A 17,432-nucleotide genomic window follows, 5' to 3' on the forward strand; every position below is an offset into this window, starting at 1 on the left:
TCTTTGTTTTTGCGAAATTCACTGGAATAAGAACTTATTAGACAGCCCCTTTTTTTCATCTCTTCAGCCCAATGGCGGTAGGTATCTATTCATACGCAAAATACCTATCAAGTGCTGATAGTACAATTCTATTTCGGCGAAAAGTTTTGAAGACTTCACATCTATTTCTATAATTGGTCTGTCTAGTTCTTTAGCCAGATCTTCAAATAGTTGATATCGTTTATTGGCGGTAAAATGAGGGTTTGGGATCCCCTCACGGCAAATATATAGAGGTTGGAATTTTCCCGGATCTGTTGGTTGCATGACGATAACCAATGAAGTTACCTTTTTATCATCAAGCGTAGTATGCATGGCCAGCATCCTAGCTACACGGTGTTGCTGATTGCGCCCTACCTCGATCAGTTCATATATATCTGAATAACCTTGTCCAAGTTCTATAAAACGTTGAATCAATTAAACCTCTCCTCACTAACTTATCTTTCATTACTTTATCATTTTATCCCGTAAAAGAGAAGAGCCAACTTAAAGCTGAATCGGTTCTAAAAGCCCATGATAACGGCAGTTTCATAAAAAAAACCCTGCACTTTCATGCAGGGTCCTTCTATGTCTAATTAAGGACCAGAAGGCAAAGGGAGAGGAGAAACCGGAGGAAGACTTATGGGGAAACGTAAGCCTTCTCCGCGGTTGGCAACAACACTTAATAAGTCATGTTGTTATTTTCATTATGACCAAAATCAGCTTATCTATTCAAACTATTAGAGATTTTAATGAGGAGGATATGCCCTTTTTATTTAAAGGGGGAATGTATTTAAATTGTTCTCGCTTAAACGGGTGTATTTGGCTTTTGTTATTGGCTAGTAATTTCTAATATGTTAGGATAGGAAAGTAACAGAAATTTGTCATAAAATGTGGTGAGAATGATGAGGGTCGTTTCCGGAAGTTGCAAAGGAAGACCACTTAAGGCTGTACCGGGTACAGGAACCCGGCCGACTACGGATAAAGTCAAGGAATCCATTTTTAACATGATTGGTCCTTATTTTGAGGGCGGGATTGTTTTAGACTTGTTTGCCGGCAGTGGTGGATTGGGAATCGAGTCCTTGAGCAGGGGGATGGATCGAGCTATCTTTGTAGACCGCGATTTTAAAGCTAACCAAACTGTCAAGGCGAACTTGGAATTATGTAAATTCACGGACTGTGCTGAGGTTTATAAAAATGATTCAGAACGTGCTTTAAAGGCGTTGGTGAAAAGAGAAATGATCTTTGATTTGATTTTTCTTGATCCACCTTATAAAAAGCAAAAGCTCGTGGATTTATTGGAAGAGATACATAAAAACCGCTTGCTCAGCGATATGGGGTATATTGTTTGTGAGCATGGCGATGATGTTTCGTTGCCAGAACAAATTGGCGACTTTACAATCAAGAGAAAAGAAGTATATGGGAGTATTGCGGTAACGATTTATCAGTGGGGGAACGTACACGAATAGGGGGAACGATGAATGTCGAAAATAGCGATTTGTCCGGGAAGTTTTGATCCGATTACTTTTGGCCATCTTGATATCATTCAAAGGGGAGCTAACGTATTTGATGAGGTCTATGTAGTTGTTGTGAACAATTCAGCAAAACATTCACTGTTTACTGTAGAAGAGAGATTGAAGTTAATCACTGAAGCAACGGCTCATATGCCGAATGTTAAGGTGGATTCCTACCAGGGATTGACGGTCGATTATGCTGAAAGCGTTTCCGCCAATGCAATTATCAGGGGCTTGAGGGCGACTTCAGATTTTGAATATGAGATGCAAGGAACCTCGATGAATAGATTTTTGAACAACAATATTGAGTCATTTTTCATCATGACGAAAAATCAATATTCATTCTTAAGTTCCAGTATCGTAAAAGAGGTCGCGAAATATGGTGGGGATATAACAGAATTAGTACCGCCTGTTGTTCAGAAAGCTTTGACACAAAAGTACGAAGAACAAAAAGCATAGGAAAGAGAGCATGGCCCGCTTTGTGGACTGTGCTCTTTTTTATTTATGAAAGTCGCTGATGAGACGTTTAGCGAATAAGATGATGTAAATCATGAGAAAAGCGAGTGTGAGAAGCGGACCAAAATCCAACATGTATTGGTAAAGAGAATGTGCACGTTCTCCTGTAAATCCATTGACCGGGAAATCATTAATTACATTTCCATTGTAATCAGTGCCTCTATAGAAGGGTTCCCAGAGTATAACGGTAAAAATGGCGGCAAAGAAGCCATGTGCAATTCTGGCCAGGAAAAATGGCATAAAACGAATATCGGTCGTTGCGATGATACTGGCCACTTGGGCTTGAATGCTAAATCCATTGAAAGCAAGGATGAAACTAGTCATGATTGTCTGTTGCAGGAGGCTCGCATTTTCTATCTTGCTGGTTAATTTAGATCCAAGAGTCATTTCAAACATGCCTGAGATGAATGGAAGGCTTAAAGAATCGGGAAATTTCATGAGATGCAATATCCCTCCGATTCCTGTCGCAAGCAGGCTGGTTATATTCATATGAAATAAAAGTCGATTGACAACAGAAAATAGGATGATGAATCCACCTATCATAAGGAGCGTTTGAATGGAGGATAGAACGGCATCACCAAGCAACGTTCCAAACGGCCGGGTTTCTTTTAAGCGTGTGCGGTGCATTTGACTAAAGGCTTGTCTGATGGAAGGCAGTTTAGCTGTGCTTTTGGGCTGGAATTTCCCCTTTTCCTCTTTTCTCCGATAAAAGCGCATCAAAATCCCTACACACAGATTGCCTAAATAATGGGCAAGTGCCAGGATGATGCCCAAGTGGGGATTGTGGAAAAATCCTACGGCAACTGCAACGAATAGGAACAGAGGGTTGGATGAATTAGTGAAGCAAACGAGTCTTTCCGCTTCAATTTGGCTGACTTGTTTCTCTTGACGGAGCCTTACCGTGAATTTGGCTCCTGCCGGAAAACCTGATGCAAGCCCCATAGCCCATACAAACCCTCCAACACCGGGTACGCGGAATAAGGGTCGCATGAAAGGTTCGAGTATCACACCGATGAACTTGACTACGCCAAAGCTAATTAATAACTCCGAAAAAATCAAGAAAGGAAGGAGGGAGGGAAAAACAATTTTCCACCACATATTTAATCCACCTTTAGAAGCGTCAAAGGATTCCTGGGGGAAGATGACTAAGCCAACTGCCATCATGGTAACCGTGATGGCTAATACTATTGTTTTAGATTTTGATTTAAGCAAGTTCTGAGCCTCCTCCTAAAAGGGTTACGAATAGCGTAGGGTCTACTGGTAAAACATGATAAAATGTAGATAATAGATACAGTGAAAGGCTATATGCTTCGGTAAGTTATCTGAATCTTCTGTTGTTTGGCTTGTTTTACTGTCAATATAAACAATATGCTTCTATAAAACTGTTTAAGACCATAACTTTGTATGAGTACGATTTTGAAAAGAATTGAACTTTTATAGTGAGGGGAGATTTTTATGCCGCATCCAAAGATCGGGTTAGCACTCGGGTCGGGGGGAGCGAGAGGTTTTGCACATATTGGGGTAATTAAGGTGTTGCAAAAAGAAGGCATTCCAATAGATATGATCGCCGGAAGCAGCATGGGAGCGATGGTGGCTACCTTTTATGGCGCGGGTTCAGATATTGAGAGGCTTTATACACTTTCGCGAGCATTTAAACGTAAATATTACTTGGATTTTACGATACCAAAAATGGGCTTTATTTCAGGTAAACGAACGAAGGATTTAATCCGGGTTTTCACATACGGCAAGAATCTTGAAGATTTGGATATACCGGTGGCTGTTGTTGCCACGGATATCAGGACGGGGGAAAAGGTCGTATTTCGTGAAGGACCGCTAGCCCCTGCGGTAAGAGCCAGTATCTCGGTCCCGGGAATTTTCGTTCCTGAGAAAATTGGAGATCGACTCCTTGTCGATGGAGGGGTAATTGATAGGGTCCCGGTTTCGGTCGTAAAGGAAATGGGAGCGGATATTATCATTGCTGTGGATGTTGCACATGTGAAACAGGACGTAGAAATAAATTCGATATATGACGTTATCATGCAGAGTCTCGACATCTTGCAAATGGAATTGGTCGAAAGTAGAGTAGTTGCCTCGGATGTCATGATCCGACCAAGAGTGGAAAAATACAGTTCAAAGGCATTTACAAATATACAGGAAATAATTAGTATTGGAGAAGATGCTGCTAGGGATAAGGTAGATCAGATTAAGCAAAGTATCAGTGCTTGGAAGGAGTCTTATGTAGATGAATCGTAAAATGTTTGTACGCACTATCCTGGTGGCCGCTATACTCCTTATAGCCTCGGCGCTATATTCTCTCCCATATTATGTGACGAAACCAGGAATGGCTAAAGAATTGGAGCCGATTATTCAAGTATCGGGTGCGGACGAAGAGCAAGGGAGCTTCATGTTGACTACCGTAAGGATGGGGAAGGCGAATATTTACTCCTATTTATTAGCTAAGTGGAGTAAGTACCAGGAAATTTATCCGGAGACCTCGATTCGTAGTCAAGATGAAACAGACGAAGAATATAATGTCAGGCAGTTGCATTTAATGGACGGGTCTAAAAATAACGCAATTAAGATTGCTTATGATAAAGCGGGCAAAGAGGTAGATTATCAATACTTAGGTGTATATGTTCTGGATGTACTCGAAGAAATGCCGGCAGCGAAGGAATTGAAGGCGGGAGATCAGATTATACAAGTCGATCGTGTGAGATTCAAGTCAGCCCAAGAGTTCATGGACTATATCAATGGTAAGAAAGCTGGAGACGAGATTGATTTGGTGTTTAAAAGGGAAGGTGAAGAGAAAAAGGTCACGATTCCTTTAAAAACATTTAAGGATGATTCCAGTAGGGTAGGAATAGGCATCTCCCTTGATGATTATCGTAAGGTTATCACGAAGCCGACCGTTACGATCGATACGGATCAAATTGGTGGGCCCTCAGCTGGATTGATGTTCTCCCTTGAAATTTACAACCAATTAACAGAGGGGGATATTACAAAAGGCTACGATATAGCGGGGACAGGAACCATAACGGATGATGGGACGGTTGGTCCAATCGGCGGAATCCAGCAGAAGATTGTCGCAGCTGATAATTCCGGAGCCGAAATCTTTTTTGCCCCTAATGAAAATGGCGCGTCAGGGTCGAACTATGAAGAGGCGATGATAGCAGCGAAGGACATTAAAACGAAAATGAAAATCATCCCCGTGGATAGTTTTGATGACGCATTAGAGTATTTATCCAAGATCAAGGAAACTAAAAAATGAAAAAAAGCGCAAGCAGTCTAACTGTTTTGCGCTTTTTTGTGTGATAGGGAGAGGATCTGCCTTTCATGTGTCCAACGAATTGGTTTTTATGATTGGAGCTTCAAACTCCCTCTTCATTAGCGCCGTTTGATAAGGTTCGCGTAGCCCCATTGCATATACCTGTGCAGCTCGCATGTCCGTATCGATATGATGATCTTGATAGGCTGAAAGCCTGGATATGAGCGGGACCGGCAACTCTTTTTTTACTTTTCGAAGGTGAGCTTGCCCCCTACGATTCATCCCAAGCAACCTGATATAAGAAGGTTGCTCGGCATGAATCATATCTTCTTTTAACGTATGGGTCAAAATATGGACACACATCCGTTGAATTCGGGTCCAGGTATAGCGTTTTGTTTTCATGGCGGTTATGAAGTCATGAAAGTTCATAGCTTCCTTTGCCATTTCCTTCATCCGATACTCGATTCCTTCCTCTATTTCATAGATGTCGGCCAACTCTGTCAGGGAGGATGCGAGAATCCGATACTTCAATAAAGGCCAATACATATTCCATTCATGTAAAGCATGATAGGTGGCTAGGTAATGTTGAAGCCCATGCAAGGTTGAAGGGGGGATATAAGTCCCCACTGCCTCTAATTCCTGTTTTTGTTCTAGTAGCGCCTTGCGGATCCCTGTTGCGCTCGCGATGGGGCTTGAAGATAGCTGGACATCATGGTAGCCAGCGGCCACCCGTTGTATCGTATAGGGTTCAATCGAGAATCCATTGGATAGGGCCGTACTAACATACTCTTTACCAAGGATATTATTTGGCTTTGTTAAATCCAACATCTCCGTGTTCTTGCTTATCGCTTGGAATGCCTTTGATGCACTTGCAGGGTAACTGTTTCCCTTTTCCATCAAAGATTTAAGAGTTTCGTTATATGTTTCGGCATTTTCAGATAGAATGCCATGGGCCTCGATGAAGGGTTCGATTCGGCCATCTTCACTGCCGAAACAGAAGGAGTCACAGCCCAAATATTCGAGAAGGGATATGGAACCTTTCGCGAATAGTTCCGCTTTTTGGACAGCAAAGGAATAGGGAAGTTCAATGACAAGGTCAATGCCACCCAGTAGGGCCATTTCCGTTCGTGACCACTTACTGACAAGCGCCGGTTCACCTCGCTGTAAAAACGGTCCGCTCATCACAGCAACTACTATATCCGACTCTGTCTTTTGTCTGCTTTCTCTGGCATGGAGTGCATGGCCATTATGAAATGGATTATATTCGACTACTAAACCGCAAGATTTCATTCAATCACCTCAGAGAAAAACTTTGTATTTTTCCAACTTAGTGCTAAAATAGTATTTCAAGTAAGAGAACTAGAATGTTTCGTCCTGATTTTTTGTTTGAAATGATTTTAAACTTGGCAAATCAGTTAGGATGACTACATTATAGTGTAAAGAAAAAATATTGACAAACTTATAATTGAAAGCTATAATTATTTTTGTTGCCTTGAGGTGATTTCATATGAAATGGACAATTAGTCAACTTCAAAAAATTCGGGACAAAAATTTGCAGTTAGATGAATTGGTGGATGTCTTAGACATTAAGGAAAGAGACAAGCAAATACGCGACGTTTCTCCAATTAGAGTAACAGGAAGAGCTGATATCAACTCGACCGAGATTACTTTTCACTTACATCTTACAGGTGAATTAACATTACCTTGTTCCCGTACACTGGTAGACGTGAAATATCCGATTGATATTGATACAAAGGAAACCTTTCTTTTAAAAGCAGATGGCGATCATTTCTACGGAGAAGACGTTACTGTGGTGGAAGGCGATGTTGTAGATCTTATACCGGTAATTAAAGAAAATTTATTGCTAGAAATTCCGATGCAGGTTTTTTGTGAGGATGTCGATCCTAATGAAGCTGCTCCTCAATCCGGGAAAGACTGGGCTGTTATTTCTGAAGAAGAAACTAAACATAAGGTTGATCCTAGATTTGCAAAGCTTGCCGACTTTTTTGACAACAATAAAGAATCTTAATTGGAACGAAAAATCGCTAATCCGATTTTTCCAGCTTTTTTATATTTTTTAAGGAGGTGGGAATAATGGCTGTACCTTTTAGAAGAACGTCGAAAACTGCAAAAAGAAAACGTCGTACGCACTTCAAGCTTCAAGTACCTGGTATGGTAGAATGCCCGAGCTGTGGTGGAATGACTCTTTCACATCACGTGTGTAAAGAATGTGGAACATATAAAGGAAAAGAAGTTGTCGCAAAATAATTTCTTGACCTACTCGAAAGCATTGCTTTCTTGATTATGCAACACGCTAATCAAAGCGCAGAGATAAATCTCTGCGCTTTTTTTACAAATTAATTTAATTGAATATTTAGAATAAATAGAGACATGGAGAAGGTGTTCACGTGTATAACACATTAATCGTTGAAAAGAATGCAAAAGGATACTTGAAGATTTCATTTAATAGACCTGAGAAAAGAAATGCGGTTAATTTTCAGTTGATGGATGAACTAGGAATAGCTTTATCACAAGCGGCTAGTGATAAGGATGTCAAAGTATTACTCTTGACGGGAGAGGGCTCACAGGCTTTCTGCTCGGGGGGCGATTTAAGTGAATTTCAAAATCTTTATACAGAGGAAGAGGCTTTTGCCATGCTATCGAGGATGGGGAAAGTACTGTATGAACTGGCGATCTTTCCGAAACCTACAATTGCCCTACTCAACGGAAGCGCTGTCGGAGGCGGGTGTGAAATTGCCACGGCTTGTGATTTCAGATTGGCGAAAAAGGGGATAAAGTTAGGGTTTGTTCAGGGAACGCTAGGGATAACAACAGGCTGGGGGGCAGCGTCACTCTTGTTTGAAAAACTTCCGGAACAAAAAGCGATGAAGTTACTGCTTGATGCTAAAGTACATAGCTCCGAGGATGCAAAGGAATTTGGTTTCATAGACGAGATAATTGATATGGAAGACTGGGAAAGATTTCCCCAACATTTCCTACGCCATGAACCCGGGGTTTTAATGGCTTATAAAAGAATACTGGTTAAGAAATGGGAAGATGGAGGCCTGAAAGAAAGAATGGATGCGGAAATCCGTGAATGTTCCAAACTATGGGCAACGGAAGCCCATCATGACGCGGTCAGCCGTTTTTTTAATAAAAAAAAATAAATCTTTATCGCTTCTATATTCCGTCTATCTTTCCTATCAAGTGCATATCATGAAGTAAAACTTGCTTGGAGGTAGAGAGATGACGATTGCGAGACAAGATGCATGGACACAGGACGAGGATTTATTGTTGGCTGAAGTGGTGCTAAGGCATATTAGGGAAGGCAGTACGCAACTGAAGGCATTTGAAGAGGTGGGGAAACAGTTAACAAGAACGTCTGCAGCCTGCGGTTTTCGTTGGAATTCTTTTGTCAGAAAGCAATATAAGTCAGGAATTGAGTTGGCTAAAAAGCAGAGAAAAGAACAGGCCATGCGGGATAATGGTTTCGAAGGGGAAGCTGTTGAGAATGAAGAAGTCCCGAACGAACAAGAGGTAGCAGCTGAGTGGAAAAGGGAATTGCCATCATCGCCATCTACTCCTCTCCAAGACGTTATTTCATATTTAACGAAGGTGGATGAAACCTTTAAAATTGATAGGGAAGAAATGGAAAGGAATGCCCGGCATTCTTATAATCTTGAACAGGAAAATGAAAGGCTGCGGGAAGAGAATGAGTTATTACGGGATAATTTAAGAGTAGTGGAAGAAGATTATCGGGCTCTCATGCAAATTATGGAGCGGGCTAGAAAACTCAGTGTCCTAGAAGATGAAAAGTTAAATCCAAAGGTGAGTTTTCAAATGGATAAGAACGGTAACTTGGAAAGGGTAAATAAATGAAAAATGCGGGTGGAAAAAATCCGCCCGCATTTTTCATTTATTCTTGTGTATCTATGATTTCATCTTGTTTTTCAATGGGGGTCCAAATCAAAGGATTTTCTCCGTAGTCACGATCCATTTCATAGGATGCGGGAGAGAAGCCCATCTTTTCCCAGAACGCTTGGGAGTGTACCCTGGAATTCGTTTTGATTGGCATATTAAAGCTTTTGGCGAAGTCGACTAAAGCTTTGCCGTACCCTTTGTTTTGGTAGTTGGGAAGAACTTCGAGCTTCCAGAGGACAAGAAAGTCTTTTGTTTTATCAAAATATCGGTCGAATTTAGCATCTTTTTTGTATAGGCTCATTCTAGCAACCAACATGTCACCATAAAAGATGCCGTAGAAAGGCGATTGACTGTCGTTCTCAATGATATTCCCCTCTAAATCATCGAGCATGGATAATTCTTGCATCCCATATTCCTTGAACTTCTTGAACTCCTCAAGCGTCTTAAAATTCACAAGTAACCGTTCCACCTTGTATTCCATATAAAACTCCCCCTCATTCTGATAAACTACTCCCGTCATGCTTTTAAATCAACAAGTAACCCTAACTACAGTCACCATTAAAACCTTTCCTCACTAAATCGAGTCTAACAAGCCGTTTGATCATTATCCCTTTCCTTTTCTTTATATCGATCATCAAAGAATAAAGATAGGGTATCATTCGTTTGTGTTTAAAAACTTTAAGGAATTCACGACTTTTCATATATAATATACCATTAATTTAGCTCGTGAAGAAGGAGTTATACCCATGGCTGGCGTATTTATACTTCTCTATGTTTTTGTGTTTTTGTGCAATTAGCTGTTGAAAGACGGAAATGGTGATAACGATTTGTTTGTAGCATTTTGTTGGTCCCCCTTGATATGGAAAAAGCAAGGTAGTGAAAAAAGAAAATGTGTTAAAATAGTCAGTATATGAGAAAAGTTAGGAAGGGTAATATGAAAATCGGCGTAATTGGAGGCGGCTCCGTTGGATTGTTATTCGCCTCTTATTTAAGTGAGAGGCACAGTGTAACGATTTATACACGTACAGAGGAACAGGGATCATGTATTAATAGTGAGGGTCTCCGTTGCATCGTGAATGGAGTGACCAGGAAAAGAAATATAACATCCAACGCAATCGAAAGTGGAATAAGGGGAGAAGAGATAATCCTAGTCGCGGTTAAACAGTATCATATACCGCAAGTCCTGCCAGTGATCGAGGGGATGGATGTACCTTTGTTGTTTTTGCAGAACGGCTATGGGCACATTTCTTATTTAAAGGAGTTGAAGTCAGCGACCGTTTGTGTTGGTGTGGTGGAACATGGGGCGTTGAAGCTCGACCCGAATACAGTGGAACATACCGGGTTTGGTATAACCAGAGTTGCGTCTTTCAGGGGGGACTTGAATGTACTTCCATTTCTGGATGCGAACAACGACTACTTTCCATTCCGTAAGTGTGAGGACTACCATGCCATGCTAATGGACAAGTTAATCGTTAACGCTGTAATCAACCCTCTGACCGCGTTATTGGAAGTGGAAAATGGGCGTTTGATCAGTAATCCGTATTATTACCGATTATTCCAGGAACTATTTGCTGAAATATCGTCTGTACTGGAATTACCAGATGCAGAGGAATCTTTTAACCACGTAAAATCCGTGTGTTCGAAGACCTCAGAAAATAGATCTTCCATGCTGAAAGATATTGAACTTGGAAGAAAAACGGAAATCGACGCAATCTTAGGTTATATCATTTCGGAGGCAATACGAAAAGAGAAAAAGGCATGTTTAACGTCTTCTCTTTATGCAATGATCAAAGGAAAAGAGTTCCAAGGGGGATGAGGGTATGCCAAACTTTGTTTCAAGTCTTGCCGCGATTTTCATTACACTTCCATTTATAGGTTATGTCATATTTTTTATTAGTGCCAAGCAATTTACAAGGAACCATAAGCGTTCCGTTCAATTTGCCATGGATATGAGTACTTTGTTTTTTGTATTATCGGTCCATTATTTAATCGTGACAATTTGGGACATACATATTTTTTGGGTGATCATGCTCATCATGATAGCCAATGCATTCGTTGTTGTTCTTGTCCATTATCAAGTTAAAGGAGAAATCATTTTTCAAAAAGTATTGAAAGGATTTTGGAGAGTGAACTTCGCATTCTTTTTTTGCGCGTACCTTCTTTTATTTTCTATAGGATTTATTACGAGAATTACTAGAATCTTTACTGCATAATGAATGGCAAAGCATCAATTTTCTGCTCCTGGGCAACATTTTTTGTTTTCTTAAAACAGAATGTTATACTCTAAAAAGAATTGTAGTTGCAGAGAAAGGGAGAACATACATGGAGATGAAAGATCTCGCGTTACCATCATTAAACCGTTTCGCATCGGACTATTTACAGGGCGAGCTTGAAACGGAAGATTATTTTCACTATGACTTGTCCAACCCGGACATCTATCGCAATAGATATCAAGAGCTGATGAACAGGACTTTTTCACGAGAAGCATTATCCAATTACATACAGACATATATGTCTCGTTTTTCAAGCAGTGAGGCTGTTAATAAAAACATTGAAGAATTACGACGTGATGATTCGGTCGTTGTCGTTGGAGGACAGCAGGCGGGCTTGTTGTCTGGTCCCCTTTATACGATACATAAAGTGATTTCAATCATCAAGCTTGCACTAGAACAAAGGAAGTCACTGGGAAAACCGGTCATTCCTGTGTTTTGGATAGCTGGTGAAGATCATGACCTAGCTGAGGTCAACCATGTGTATGTCATGAAAAATGGTAAACCGGATAAAAAATCTTATCCTTCTTATCAGCCTTTCAAGACCATGATCACAGATATAGAAATCGATGAAAAAAAGATGGAGCAATGGTTCGAAGAAATCATTGAAACATATGGCGAAACCGCCTTTACGAATAAACTCCTTATGGATATGAAGGAAACCGTTAAGCAATCGAATACATTCGTCGACTTTTTTGCTCGTTTGATTCACGAATGGTTCCAAGAATATGGCCTCTTGCTTGTTGACGCAGGAGATCCAGCCCTTAGAAATTTAGAAACAGGCTTTTTTGAGTCGTTGATAGGAAAAAGCGAAAAGATTGCAGAAGAGGTTGGAAAGCAACAAACCTTCATGCAAGAACAAGGTTATTCCAAAATGATTGAAATGGGAGAACAGCCAGCCAATCTGTTTTATTACGATACTGCCAAAAAAGATCGCTGCTTACTTAAACGGTCGGAGGGCAAGTTCACTGCCAGAAATGGTGAGCTCTCTTTCTCGGAGCAGGAACTCTTGCAAATGGCGAAAACCCATCCAGAGCAATTAAGTAATAATGTTGTTACGCGCCCACTCATGCAGGAAATGCTCTTTCCCGTTCTAGCCTTCATTTCTGGACCGGGTGAAATTGCCTATTGGGCAGAATTGAAACGAGCATTTGAACTATTTGCTATGAAGATGCCACCCATCATCCCAAGATTGAATATAACTATCGTTGAGCGGGGTATCCAGACGGACTTGGATGAAACGGAAATAACGTTGAAGACAGTGCTAACCGAAGGGACGGGAAGAACCGTACAGCGTTATCTCGATTCTGTGAAAGATGAAACGGTCGATCACTTATTCCAGACGATGAAATCCCAACTTGAAGAGAACCATCAAAAGTTATCGATGCATGCTGTTTCATTGGATAAGGGGCTTGAACCGATTCTAAATAAAAATATTGAATTCATCCAGAAACAACTAGCATTCATGAACGGTAAGATTGGGGAACGGACGAAAGAACGTCACTCGTTCGTCTTGAAAAAATACGAACGTATCGCCAATTCGCTGTATCCTTTGGAATCTCCCCAAGAGAGAACCTGGAATGTTTTTTATTACTTGAATCAATATGGACCCGATTTTATAAAGGAAATCATGAAACTGGACTATCAGTTTAATAACCAGCATAAACTGATTTACTTGTAAGGTCTCCGCGGTGGAGAAAAGTGGAGGATATAAAGAAGATTAAAGACAGGTGATTCGCCTGTCTTCTTTTTGTTTTCCGAAAACTTTCGACAGGAAAAGAGGAACACTCTCTTAGTTTGTGCCCATTCGAGAAGAAGAGAGGTTTTCGATAAGAATATTGGCTAAATAAACTTCTATGTAAAAGAAGGGGATTTTTACAATAAAGGCGAAAGTAAAAACAAGTGGAGAAAGGTGGGGGAATGTGGTACATTGAGATTAGAATGTGGGGGTAGTGGGTATGTTCATGGGAGAGTACCATCATAACATCGATATAAAAGGCCGTCTGATTGTCCCGGTGAAATTCAGGGACAACCTAGGGGAACAATTTGTGCTTACCCGCGGACTCGATCAATGCCTATTTGGTTATCCTATGAATGAGTGGAAGCTATTGGAAGAGAAGCTGAAAGCCCTGCCCATAACCAAAAAAGACGCTCGTGCCTTTACCCGTTTTTTCTTTTCCGCTGCAACAGAATGCGAAATTGATAAGCAAGGGCGAATTAATATTCCCACGCCGCTTACTTCATATGGCCAATTGGAAAAAGAATGTGTAATTCTTGGTGTTACCAATCGAATTGAGATTTGGAGCAAATCCCTTTGGGAAAACTATTTTTCAGCTTCAGAGGATTCTTTCGCTGAGATAGCAGAAAATATGATTGGCTTTGAAATTTAAGGCTGCCCTCGAATAGAGTGACTCAATTACCGATTGGAAGGATGTCTAACATGTTTCAACATACAACAGTGTTATTAAAAGAGACGGTTGATGGCTTGAACATCAAACCTGATGGAATTTATGTAGATTGTACTTTAGGAGGAGCAGGTCACAGCGAATACTTGCTGTCACAGCTCTCTGACAAAGGCAGATTGTATGCTTTTGATCAGGATGAAACGGCGATTCAGAATGCTAAAGCTAAATTAGAAAGCTATGGGGACCGTGTCGTACTTGTTCCTAATAATTTTAAATATCTTCAAGAAGAGTTGAATGCTCGTGGAGTCAATAAGGTAGATGGGATCCTTTATGATTTAGGTGTGTCCTCTCCACAACTAGATACACCTGAACGTGGATTCAGCTACAATCACGATGCTCCACTGGATATGAGGATGGATCAAAGTGCGGCGACTTCAGCTTATGATGTGGTGAATTCATGGTCTTACCATGACTTGCTCAGGATTTTCTTCCAGTATGGGGAAGAGAAATTCTCCAAGCAAATTGCCCGGAAAATAGAAGCGGCCCGTGAAATAAAACCGATTGAAACGACATTTGAGTTAGTGGAATTAATTAAAGAAGGAATTCCTGCCCCGGCCCGACGTAAAGGTGGACACCCTGCGAAACGAGTATTCCAGGCAATCAGAATCGCTGTAAATGATGAATTGGGCGTATTTGAGGATTCCCTTGAACAAGCGATATCCATGTTGAATCCCGAGGGAAGAATATCTGTCATCACTTTCCATTCATTGGAAGATCGGATATGTAAGACGGTATTTAAAAAAGCCAGCGCCCTACCAGATCTTCCGCATGGCCTACCGATCATCCCTGATGAATTCAAACCGACTCTGAAATTAATTACAAGAAAACCGATTTTACCTTCGGAAGAAGAGCTGGAAGGTAATAACCGATCACGCTCGGCGAAATTAAGGATTGCCGAAAAACAGTAAACTACAGAAAAAAACAGTAAGGGGGAGCATGAATGAGTGCCATAGCAAAAAAAATACAAGAAAAGCAATATGAAGATCAACAGCAACAATCCCAGCAAACTGTTGTCATCCGTAAAGCGAAAATATCGATTGGTGAAGTGTTATTACTATGCGCCATTGCTATCATGATTACCTTTGCGTGTGTGAAGATAGTTTCCAATCAAGCTGCCATTTATGAAACGAATAAAGAAATCCAACAGGTTGAAGCGACCATTGAAGAACAAGGTAAATTGAATGATGATTTAATGGTGCAGGTCGACGAACTTAGTAGATATGAGCGCATTTGGGCAATCGCTGCCAAATTAGGCCTTGGATTGGATGATAATAACGTGAAGGTTGTGCAGAACTGATGCAGAAACAAAAAAATATGAAGCTTGGAGCAGCTGGATTATTCTTCGTATTCAGCCTGCTCTTCTTTGTATTAATCTGCCGCTTTTTATATATTGGTGTGACGGGTACAGCCGGGGGAGAGGTACTTGCTTCAAAAATCGATAAGAAATATGAGAAAGAGCAGGTTATTGAAGCGAAACGTGGCAGTATTCTAGATACTAAGGGAGACGTCATCGCTGTGGATACTTCCTCCTATATCTTACGTGCCATCTTGAGCGAAAAAGAAAGCGAACGGGTGAAAGACCCAGAAATGACCGCGAGTAAGCTTGCTAAATATATAGATATGGATGAACAGGCCATTTATGAACGCCTATCAAAAAAAGGGGCGTATCAAGTGGAGTTTGGGAGTGCTGGAAAAGACTTGACGCAGGACACCAAACAGAAAATCGAAAAATTAGAGTTGCCAGGAATCACGTTTGGAAGAACGAACAAACGCTTCTATCCAAATGGGGTCTTTGCTTCTCATTTGATTGGATATGTAGAAAAGGATGAAGAAACAGAAGAGATGACAGGGAAATTCGGTATCGAAAAGTACCTTAATAAAGAATTGCAGGAAACGGATGGAAAGCTGACCTATGAAAGTGACTTTTGGGGATTGATCTTGCCAGGGGCGGAGGAAAAGGTATCAGCTCCCCATAATGGGAATAATGTTTCGCTCACAATCGATAAGAAAATACAAACATTCCTGGAAGATTCCATGAATAAAGTCCAGGGGAAATATAAACCGGAACAAATCATCGCCATCGTTTCCAATCCTAAAACAGGCGAAATATTGGCGATGGGCCAAAGGCCGACATTCCATCCGACGACGAAGGAAGGGCTTACGGATACTTGGCGCAACCTGGCCATTGAAGAAACCTATGAACCCGGATCCACCTTTAAAACATTTACTCTAGCAGCGGCTGTAGAAGAAGGGGTCTTTAATCCCAACGATAGTTTTACAACAGGTAGATACAAGGCTGCAACAGGTTCCATAGGCGACCATAGCGGGATCGAGCCAGGCAAGACCATGTCCTTTCTTGAAGGGGTTCAACGGTCTTCCAATGTCGCTTTTGCAACCTTAGCCATGGATAAAATAGGTGCGGATACATTCCGCGACTATTTGACGAAGTTTGGCTTTGATAAAAAGACGGGAATAGATCTGCCGAATGAGATTACAGGCAAGATTCAATATAAGTATAAAATGGAAAAAGTCACTACCGCGTTTGGGCAAGGGACAACGGTCACACCAATCCAACAGATACAAGCGGCTTCAGCGGTAGCTAATGACGGAAAGATGATGCAACCCTATGTCATTAAAAGTATTTCCAATCAAGATACCGGAAAAGTGTTGAAAACGACCAAACCGAAAGTGGCGGGGGAACCGATTTCGGCAGAGACGGCAAAACAAGTTCGTGAATATTTAGAAACGGTCGTCTCGGCAAAAAAAGGAACGGGCAAGAAGTACGCGATCGATGGGTATGACGTAGCCGGAAAAACGGGGACTGCGCAGATTCCTGGGCCGACTGGTCGATATCTTGAAGGTAAGGACAACTATTTCTTTTCCTTCTTGGGAATGGCTCCAGCCGATGACCCGCAACTTGTCGTATATGTGGCTGTCAAACAACCGAAATTAGGTGTTTCCTATGTAGGAGCTGATCCTCTTTCTGAAATATTTAACCCGGTCATGCAAAACAGCCTCATGTATTTAAACATAAAGCCATCCGATTTGAAAAAGCAGGAAACTAACAAGATTGAAGACTATACGGATCAACCTATTAATTCGTCCGTTAAAGAACTCGAGGAGTTAGGATATGAAGTGGAAGTAATCGGAACGGGACGGAAAGTTCTCGACCAATCCCCTAAATCGGGTAGTTCCCTTCTTCAAGGGGAAAAAATTATTCTCCGTTCTGAAGGGGCAATGAAGGTTCCGGACATGGCTGGTTGGTCACTGCGTGATGTTATGAAGGTAGCTAGCATTGCCAAGCTTAATCTGAATACGTCAGGCACAGGATATGTGGGTAAACAGAGTCCTAAAGGTGGCACAAAGGTTAAAGAAGGAGACTCTTTCAAAGTCGAATTAAGGCAGCCGGAAAAGCCACCGAAGGATTCGCCAACAAAAGAGACGACTGTAGAGTAAAATAAGCATG

General features: G+C 41.2%; 19 protein-coding genes. 15 read left to right on the forward strand and 4 right to left on the reverse strand.

Annotated elements, in window-relative coordinates:
• Nucleotides 1–63: 63 nt before the first annotated feature.
• Complete coding sequence (locus tag ACQKL6_RS08700) at nt 64–453, reverse strand: DUF7147 family protein (RefSeq protein WP_402868138.1); 390 nt, start codon at nt 451–453, stop codon at nt 64–66.
• Between the two features lie 467 nt (nt 454–920).
• Between ACQKL6_RS08700 and rsmD the strand changes: the two genes are divergently transcribed.
• Together rsmD and coaD are read left to right on the forward strand one after the other, a co-directional pair.
• Nucleotides 921–1,484, forward strand: coding sequence for a 16S rRNA (guanine(966)-N(2))-methyltransferase RsmD (gene rsmD, locus ACQKL6_RS08705; protein ID WP_402868565.1), 564 nt, complete (start codon nt 921–923; stop codon nt 1,482–1,484).
• Between the two features lie 12 nt (nt 1,485–1,496).
• Complete coding sequence (gene coaD, locus ACQKL6_RS08710; RefSeq protein ID WP_402868140.1) at nt 1,497–1,988, forward strand: pantetheine-phosphate adenylyltransferase; 492 nt, start codon at nt 1,497–1,499, stop codon at nt 1,986–1,988.
• A 39-nt stretch (nt 1,989–2,027) separates the two neighbouring features.
• Here the strand turns inward: coaD and ylbJ are convergent, their stop codons facing one another.
• A complete protein-coding gene (ylbJ, locus tag ACQKL6_RS08715; protein WP_402956182.1) occupies nt 2,028–3,257 on the reverse strand; it encodes a sporulation integral membrane protein YlbJ in 1,230 nt (409 codons plus the stop codon).
• 243 nt (nt 3,258–3,500) lie between these two features.
• On the opposite strand from ylbJ, the gene ACQKL6_RS08720 reads away from it, so the two are divergent.
• A complete protein-coding gene (locus tag ACQKL6_RS08720; RefSeq protein WP_402956184.1) occupies nt 3,501–4,298 on the forward strand; it encodes a patatin-like phospholipase family protein in 798 nt (265 codons plus the stop codon).
• Complete coding sequence (locus ACQKL6_RS08725; RefSeq protein WP_402868146.1) at nt 4,288–5,313, forward strand: SepM family pheromone-processing serine protease; 1,026 nt, start codon at nt 4,288–4,290, stop codon at nt 5,311–5,313. The genes ACQKL6_RS08720 and ACQKL6_RS08725 overlap by 11 nt, the downstream gene beginning before the upstream one ends.
• Before the next feature lie 63 nt (nt 5,314–5,376).
• On the opposite strand, the gene ACQKL6_RS08730 is transcribed toward ACQKL6_RS08725, so the two are convergent.
• On the reverse strand, nt 5,377–6,600 hold the full coding sequence (locus ACQKL6_RS08730) for a nucleotidyltransferase (RefSeq protein WP_402956186.1): 1,224 nt from the start codon (nt 6,598–6,600) through the stop codon (nt 5,377–5,379).
• 217 nt (nt 6,601–6,817) lie between these two features.
• Between ACQKL6_RS08730 and ACQKL6_RS08735 the strand changes: the two genes are divergently transcribed.
• The 4 genes from ACQKL6_RS08735 to ACQKL6_RS08750 all read left to right on the forward strand — a co-directional run bounded on the left by ACQKL6_RS08735 (nt 6,818) and on the right by ACQKL6_RS08750 (nt 9,189).
• Complete coding sequence (locus ACQKL6_RS08735; RefSeq protein WP_402868149.1) at nt 6,818–7,339, forward strand: YceD family protein; 522 nt, start codon at nt 6,818–6,820, stop codon at nt 7,337–7,339.
• Nucleotides 7,340–7,404: 65 nt separating this feature from the next.
• On the forward strand, nt 7,405–7,578 hold the full coding sequence (gene rpmF, locus ACQKL6_RS08740) for a 50S ribosomal protein L32 (protein ID WP_402868151.1): 174 nt from the start codon (nt 7,405–7,407) through the stop codon (nt 7,576–7,578).
• Between the two features lie 140 nt (nt 7,579–7,718).
• The gene (locus ACQKL6_RS08745; protein ID WP_402956188.1) at nt 7,719–8,477 is read left to right on the forward strand and encodes an enoyl-CoA hydratase/isomerase family protein; all 759 of its coding nucleotides are present in this window, start codon (nt 7,719–7,721) and stop codon (nt 8,475–8,477) included.
• A 79-nt stretch (nt 8,478–8,556) separates the two neighbouring features.
• Nucleotides 8,557–9,189, forward strand: a complete 633-nt coding sequence (locus ACQKL6_RS08750; protein WP_402868155.1) for an RsfA family transcriptional regulator — start codon at nt 8,557–8,559, stop codon at nt 9,187–9,189.
• A gap of 37 nt (nt 9,190–9,226) precedes the next feature.
• Here the strand turns inward: ACQKL6_RS08750 and ACQKL6_RS08755 are convergent, their stop codons facing one another.
• Nucleotides 9,227–9,712, reverse strand: coding sequence for an N-acetyltransferase (locus ACQKL6_RS08755; RefSeq protein WP_402868156.1), 486 nt, complete (start codon nt 9,710–9,712; stop codon nt 9,227–9,229).
• 453 nt (nt 9,713–10,165) lie between these two features.
• Between ACQKL6_RS08755 and ACQKL6_RS08760 the strand changes: the two genes are divergently transcribed.
• The 7 genes from ACQKL6_RS08760 to ACQKL6_RS08790 all read left to right on the forward strand — a co-directional run bounded on the left by ACQKL6_RS08760 (nt 10,166) and on the right by ACQKL6_RS08790 (nt 17,422).
• The gene (locus tag ACQKL6_RS08760) at nt 10,166–11,047 is read left to right on the forward strand and encodes a 2-dehydropantoate 2-reductase (RefSeq protein WP_427650969.1); all 882 of its coding nucleotides are present in this window, start codon (nt 10,166–10,168) and stop codon (nt 11,045–11,047) included.
• A gap of 4 nt (nt 11,048–11,051) precedes the next feature.
• Nucleotides 11,052–11,444 (forward strand): DUF3397 domain-containing protein, encoded by a 393-nt coding sequence (locus tag ACQKL6_RS08765; protein WP_402868159.1) that lies wholly within the window; start codon nt 11,052–11,054, stop codon nt 11,442–11,444.
• Between the two features lie 109 nt (nt 11,445–11,553).
• Entirely contained in the window at nt 11,554–13,182 is a 1,629-nt protein-coding gene (gene bshC / locus ACQKL6_RS08770; RefSeq protein WP_402956192.1) for a bacillithiol biosynthesis cysteine-adding enzyme BshC, read from the forward strand.
• Between the two features lie 277 nt (nt 13,183–13,459).
• A complete protein-coding gene (mraZ, locus tag ACQKL6_RS08775; protein WP_402868162.1) occupies nt 13,460–13,891 on the forward strand; it encodes a division/cell wall cluster transcriptional repressor MraZ in 432 nt (143 codons plus the stop codon).
• A gap of 50 nt (nt 13,892–13,941) precedes the next feature.
• Nucleotides 13,942–14,874, forward strand: a complete 933-nt coding sequence (gene rsmH, locus ACQKL6_RS08780; protein WP_402956194.1) for a 16S rRNA (cytosine(1402)-N(4))-methyltransferase RsmH — start codon at nt 13,942–13,944, stop codon at nt 14,872–14,874.
• 32 nt (nt 14,875–14,906) lie between these two features.
• On the forward strand, nt 14,907–15,263 hold the full coding sequence (ftsL, locus tag ACQKL6_RS08785; protein ID WP_402868166.1) for a cell division protein FtsL: 357 nt from the start codon (nt 14,907–14,909) through the stop codon (nt 15,261–15,263).
• Complete coding sequence (locus ACQKL6_RS08790; protein WP_402956196.1) at nt 15,263–17,422, forward strand: penicillin-binding protein; 2,160 nt, start codon at nt 15,263–15,265, stop codon at nt 17,420–17,422. The genes ftsL and ACQKL6_RS08790 overlap by 1 nt, the downstream gene beginning before the upstream one ends.
• Nucleotides 17,423–17,432: the final 10 nt, after the last annotated feature.

Origin of the sequence: Peribacillus sp. NPDC097197, assembly GCF_050278025.1 — a bacterium.
Taxonomy (GTDB): domain Bacteria; phylum Bacillota; class Bacilli; order Bacillales; family DSM-1321; genus Peribacillus.

What these genes read in the sequence shown, in the direction of transcription:
- rsmD (WP_402868565.1), top strand. Translation starts at nt 921, where the DNA reads ATGAGGGTCGTTTCCGGAAGTTGCAAAGGAAGACCACTTAAGGCTGTA.
- coaD (WP_402868140.1), top strand. Translation starts at nt 1,497, where the DNA reads ATGTCGAAAATAGCGATTTGTCCGGGAAGTTTTGATCCGATTACTTTT.
- ACQKL6_RS08720 (WP_402956184.1), top strand. Translation starts at nt 3,501, where the DNA reads ATGCCGCATCCAAAGATCGGGTTAGCACTCGGGTCGGGGGGAGCGAGA.
- ACQKL6_RS08725 (WP_402868146.1), top strand. Translation starts at nt 4,288, where the DNA reads ATGAATCGTAAAATGTTTGTACGCACTATCCTGGTGGCCGCTATACTC.
- ACQKL6_RS08730 (WP_402956186.1), bottom strand. Translation starts at nt 6,600, where the DNA reads ATGAAATCTTGCGGTTTAGTAGTCGAATATAATCCATTTCATAATGGC.
- ACQKL6_RS08735 (WP_402868149.1), top strand. Translation starts at nt 6,818, where the DNA reads ATGAAATGGACAATTAGTCAACTTCAAAAAATTCGGGACAAAAATTTG.
- rpmF (WP_402868151.1), top strand. Translation starts at nt 7,405, where the DNA reads ATGGCTGTACCTTTTAGAAGAACGTCGAAAACTGCAAAAAGAAAACGT.
- ACQKL6_RS08750 (WP_402868155.1), top strand. Translation starts at nt 8,557, where the DNA reads ATGACGATTGCGAGACAAGATGCATGGACACAGGACGAGGATTTATTG.
- ACQKL6_RS08755 (WP_402868156.1), bottom strand. Translation starts at nt 9,712, where the DNA reads ATGGAATACAAGGTGGAACGGTTACTTGTGAATTTTAAGACGCTTGAG.
- ACQKL6_RS08760 (WP_427650969.1), top strand. Translation starts at nt 10,166, where the DNA reads ATGAAAATCGGCGTAATTGGAGGCGGCTCCGTTGGATTGTTATTCGCC.
- ACQKL6_RS08765 (WP_402868159.1), top strand. Translation starts at nt 11,052, where the DNA reads ATGCCAAACTTTGTTTCAAGTCTTGCCGCGATTTTCATTACACTTCCA.
- bshC (WP_402956192.1), top strand. Translation starts at nt 11,554, where the DNA reads ATGGAGATGAAAGATCTCGCGTTACCATCATTAAACCGTTTCGCATCG.
- mraZ (WP_402868162.1), top strand. Translation starts at nt 13,460, where the DNA reads ATGTTCATGGGAGAGTACCATCATAACATCGATATAAAAGGCCGTCTG.
- rsmH (WP_402956194.1), top strand. Translation starts at nt 13,942, where the DNA reads ATGTTTCAACATACAACAGTGTTATTAAAAGAGACGGTTGATGGCTTG.
- ftsL (WP_402868166.1), top strand. Translation starts at nt 14,907, where the DNA reads ATGAGTGCCATAGCAAAAAAAATACAAGAAAAGCAATATGAAGATCAA.
- ACQKL6_RS08790 (WP_402956196.1), top strand. Translation starts at nt 15,263, where the DNA reads ATGCAGAAACAAAAAAATATGAAGCTTGGAGCAGCTGGATTATTCTTC.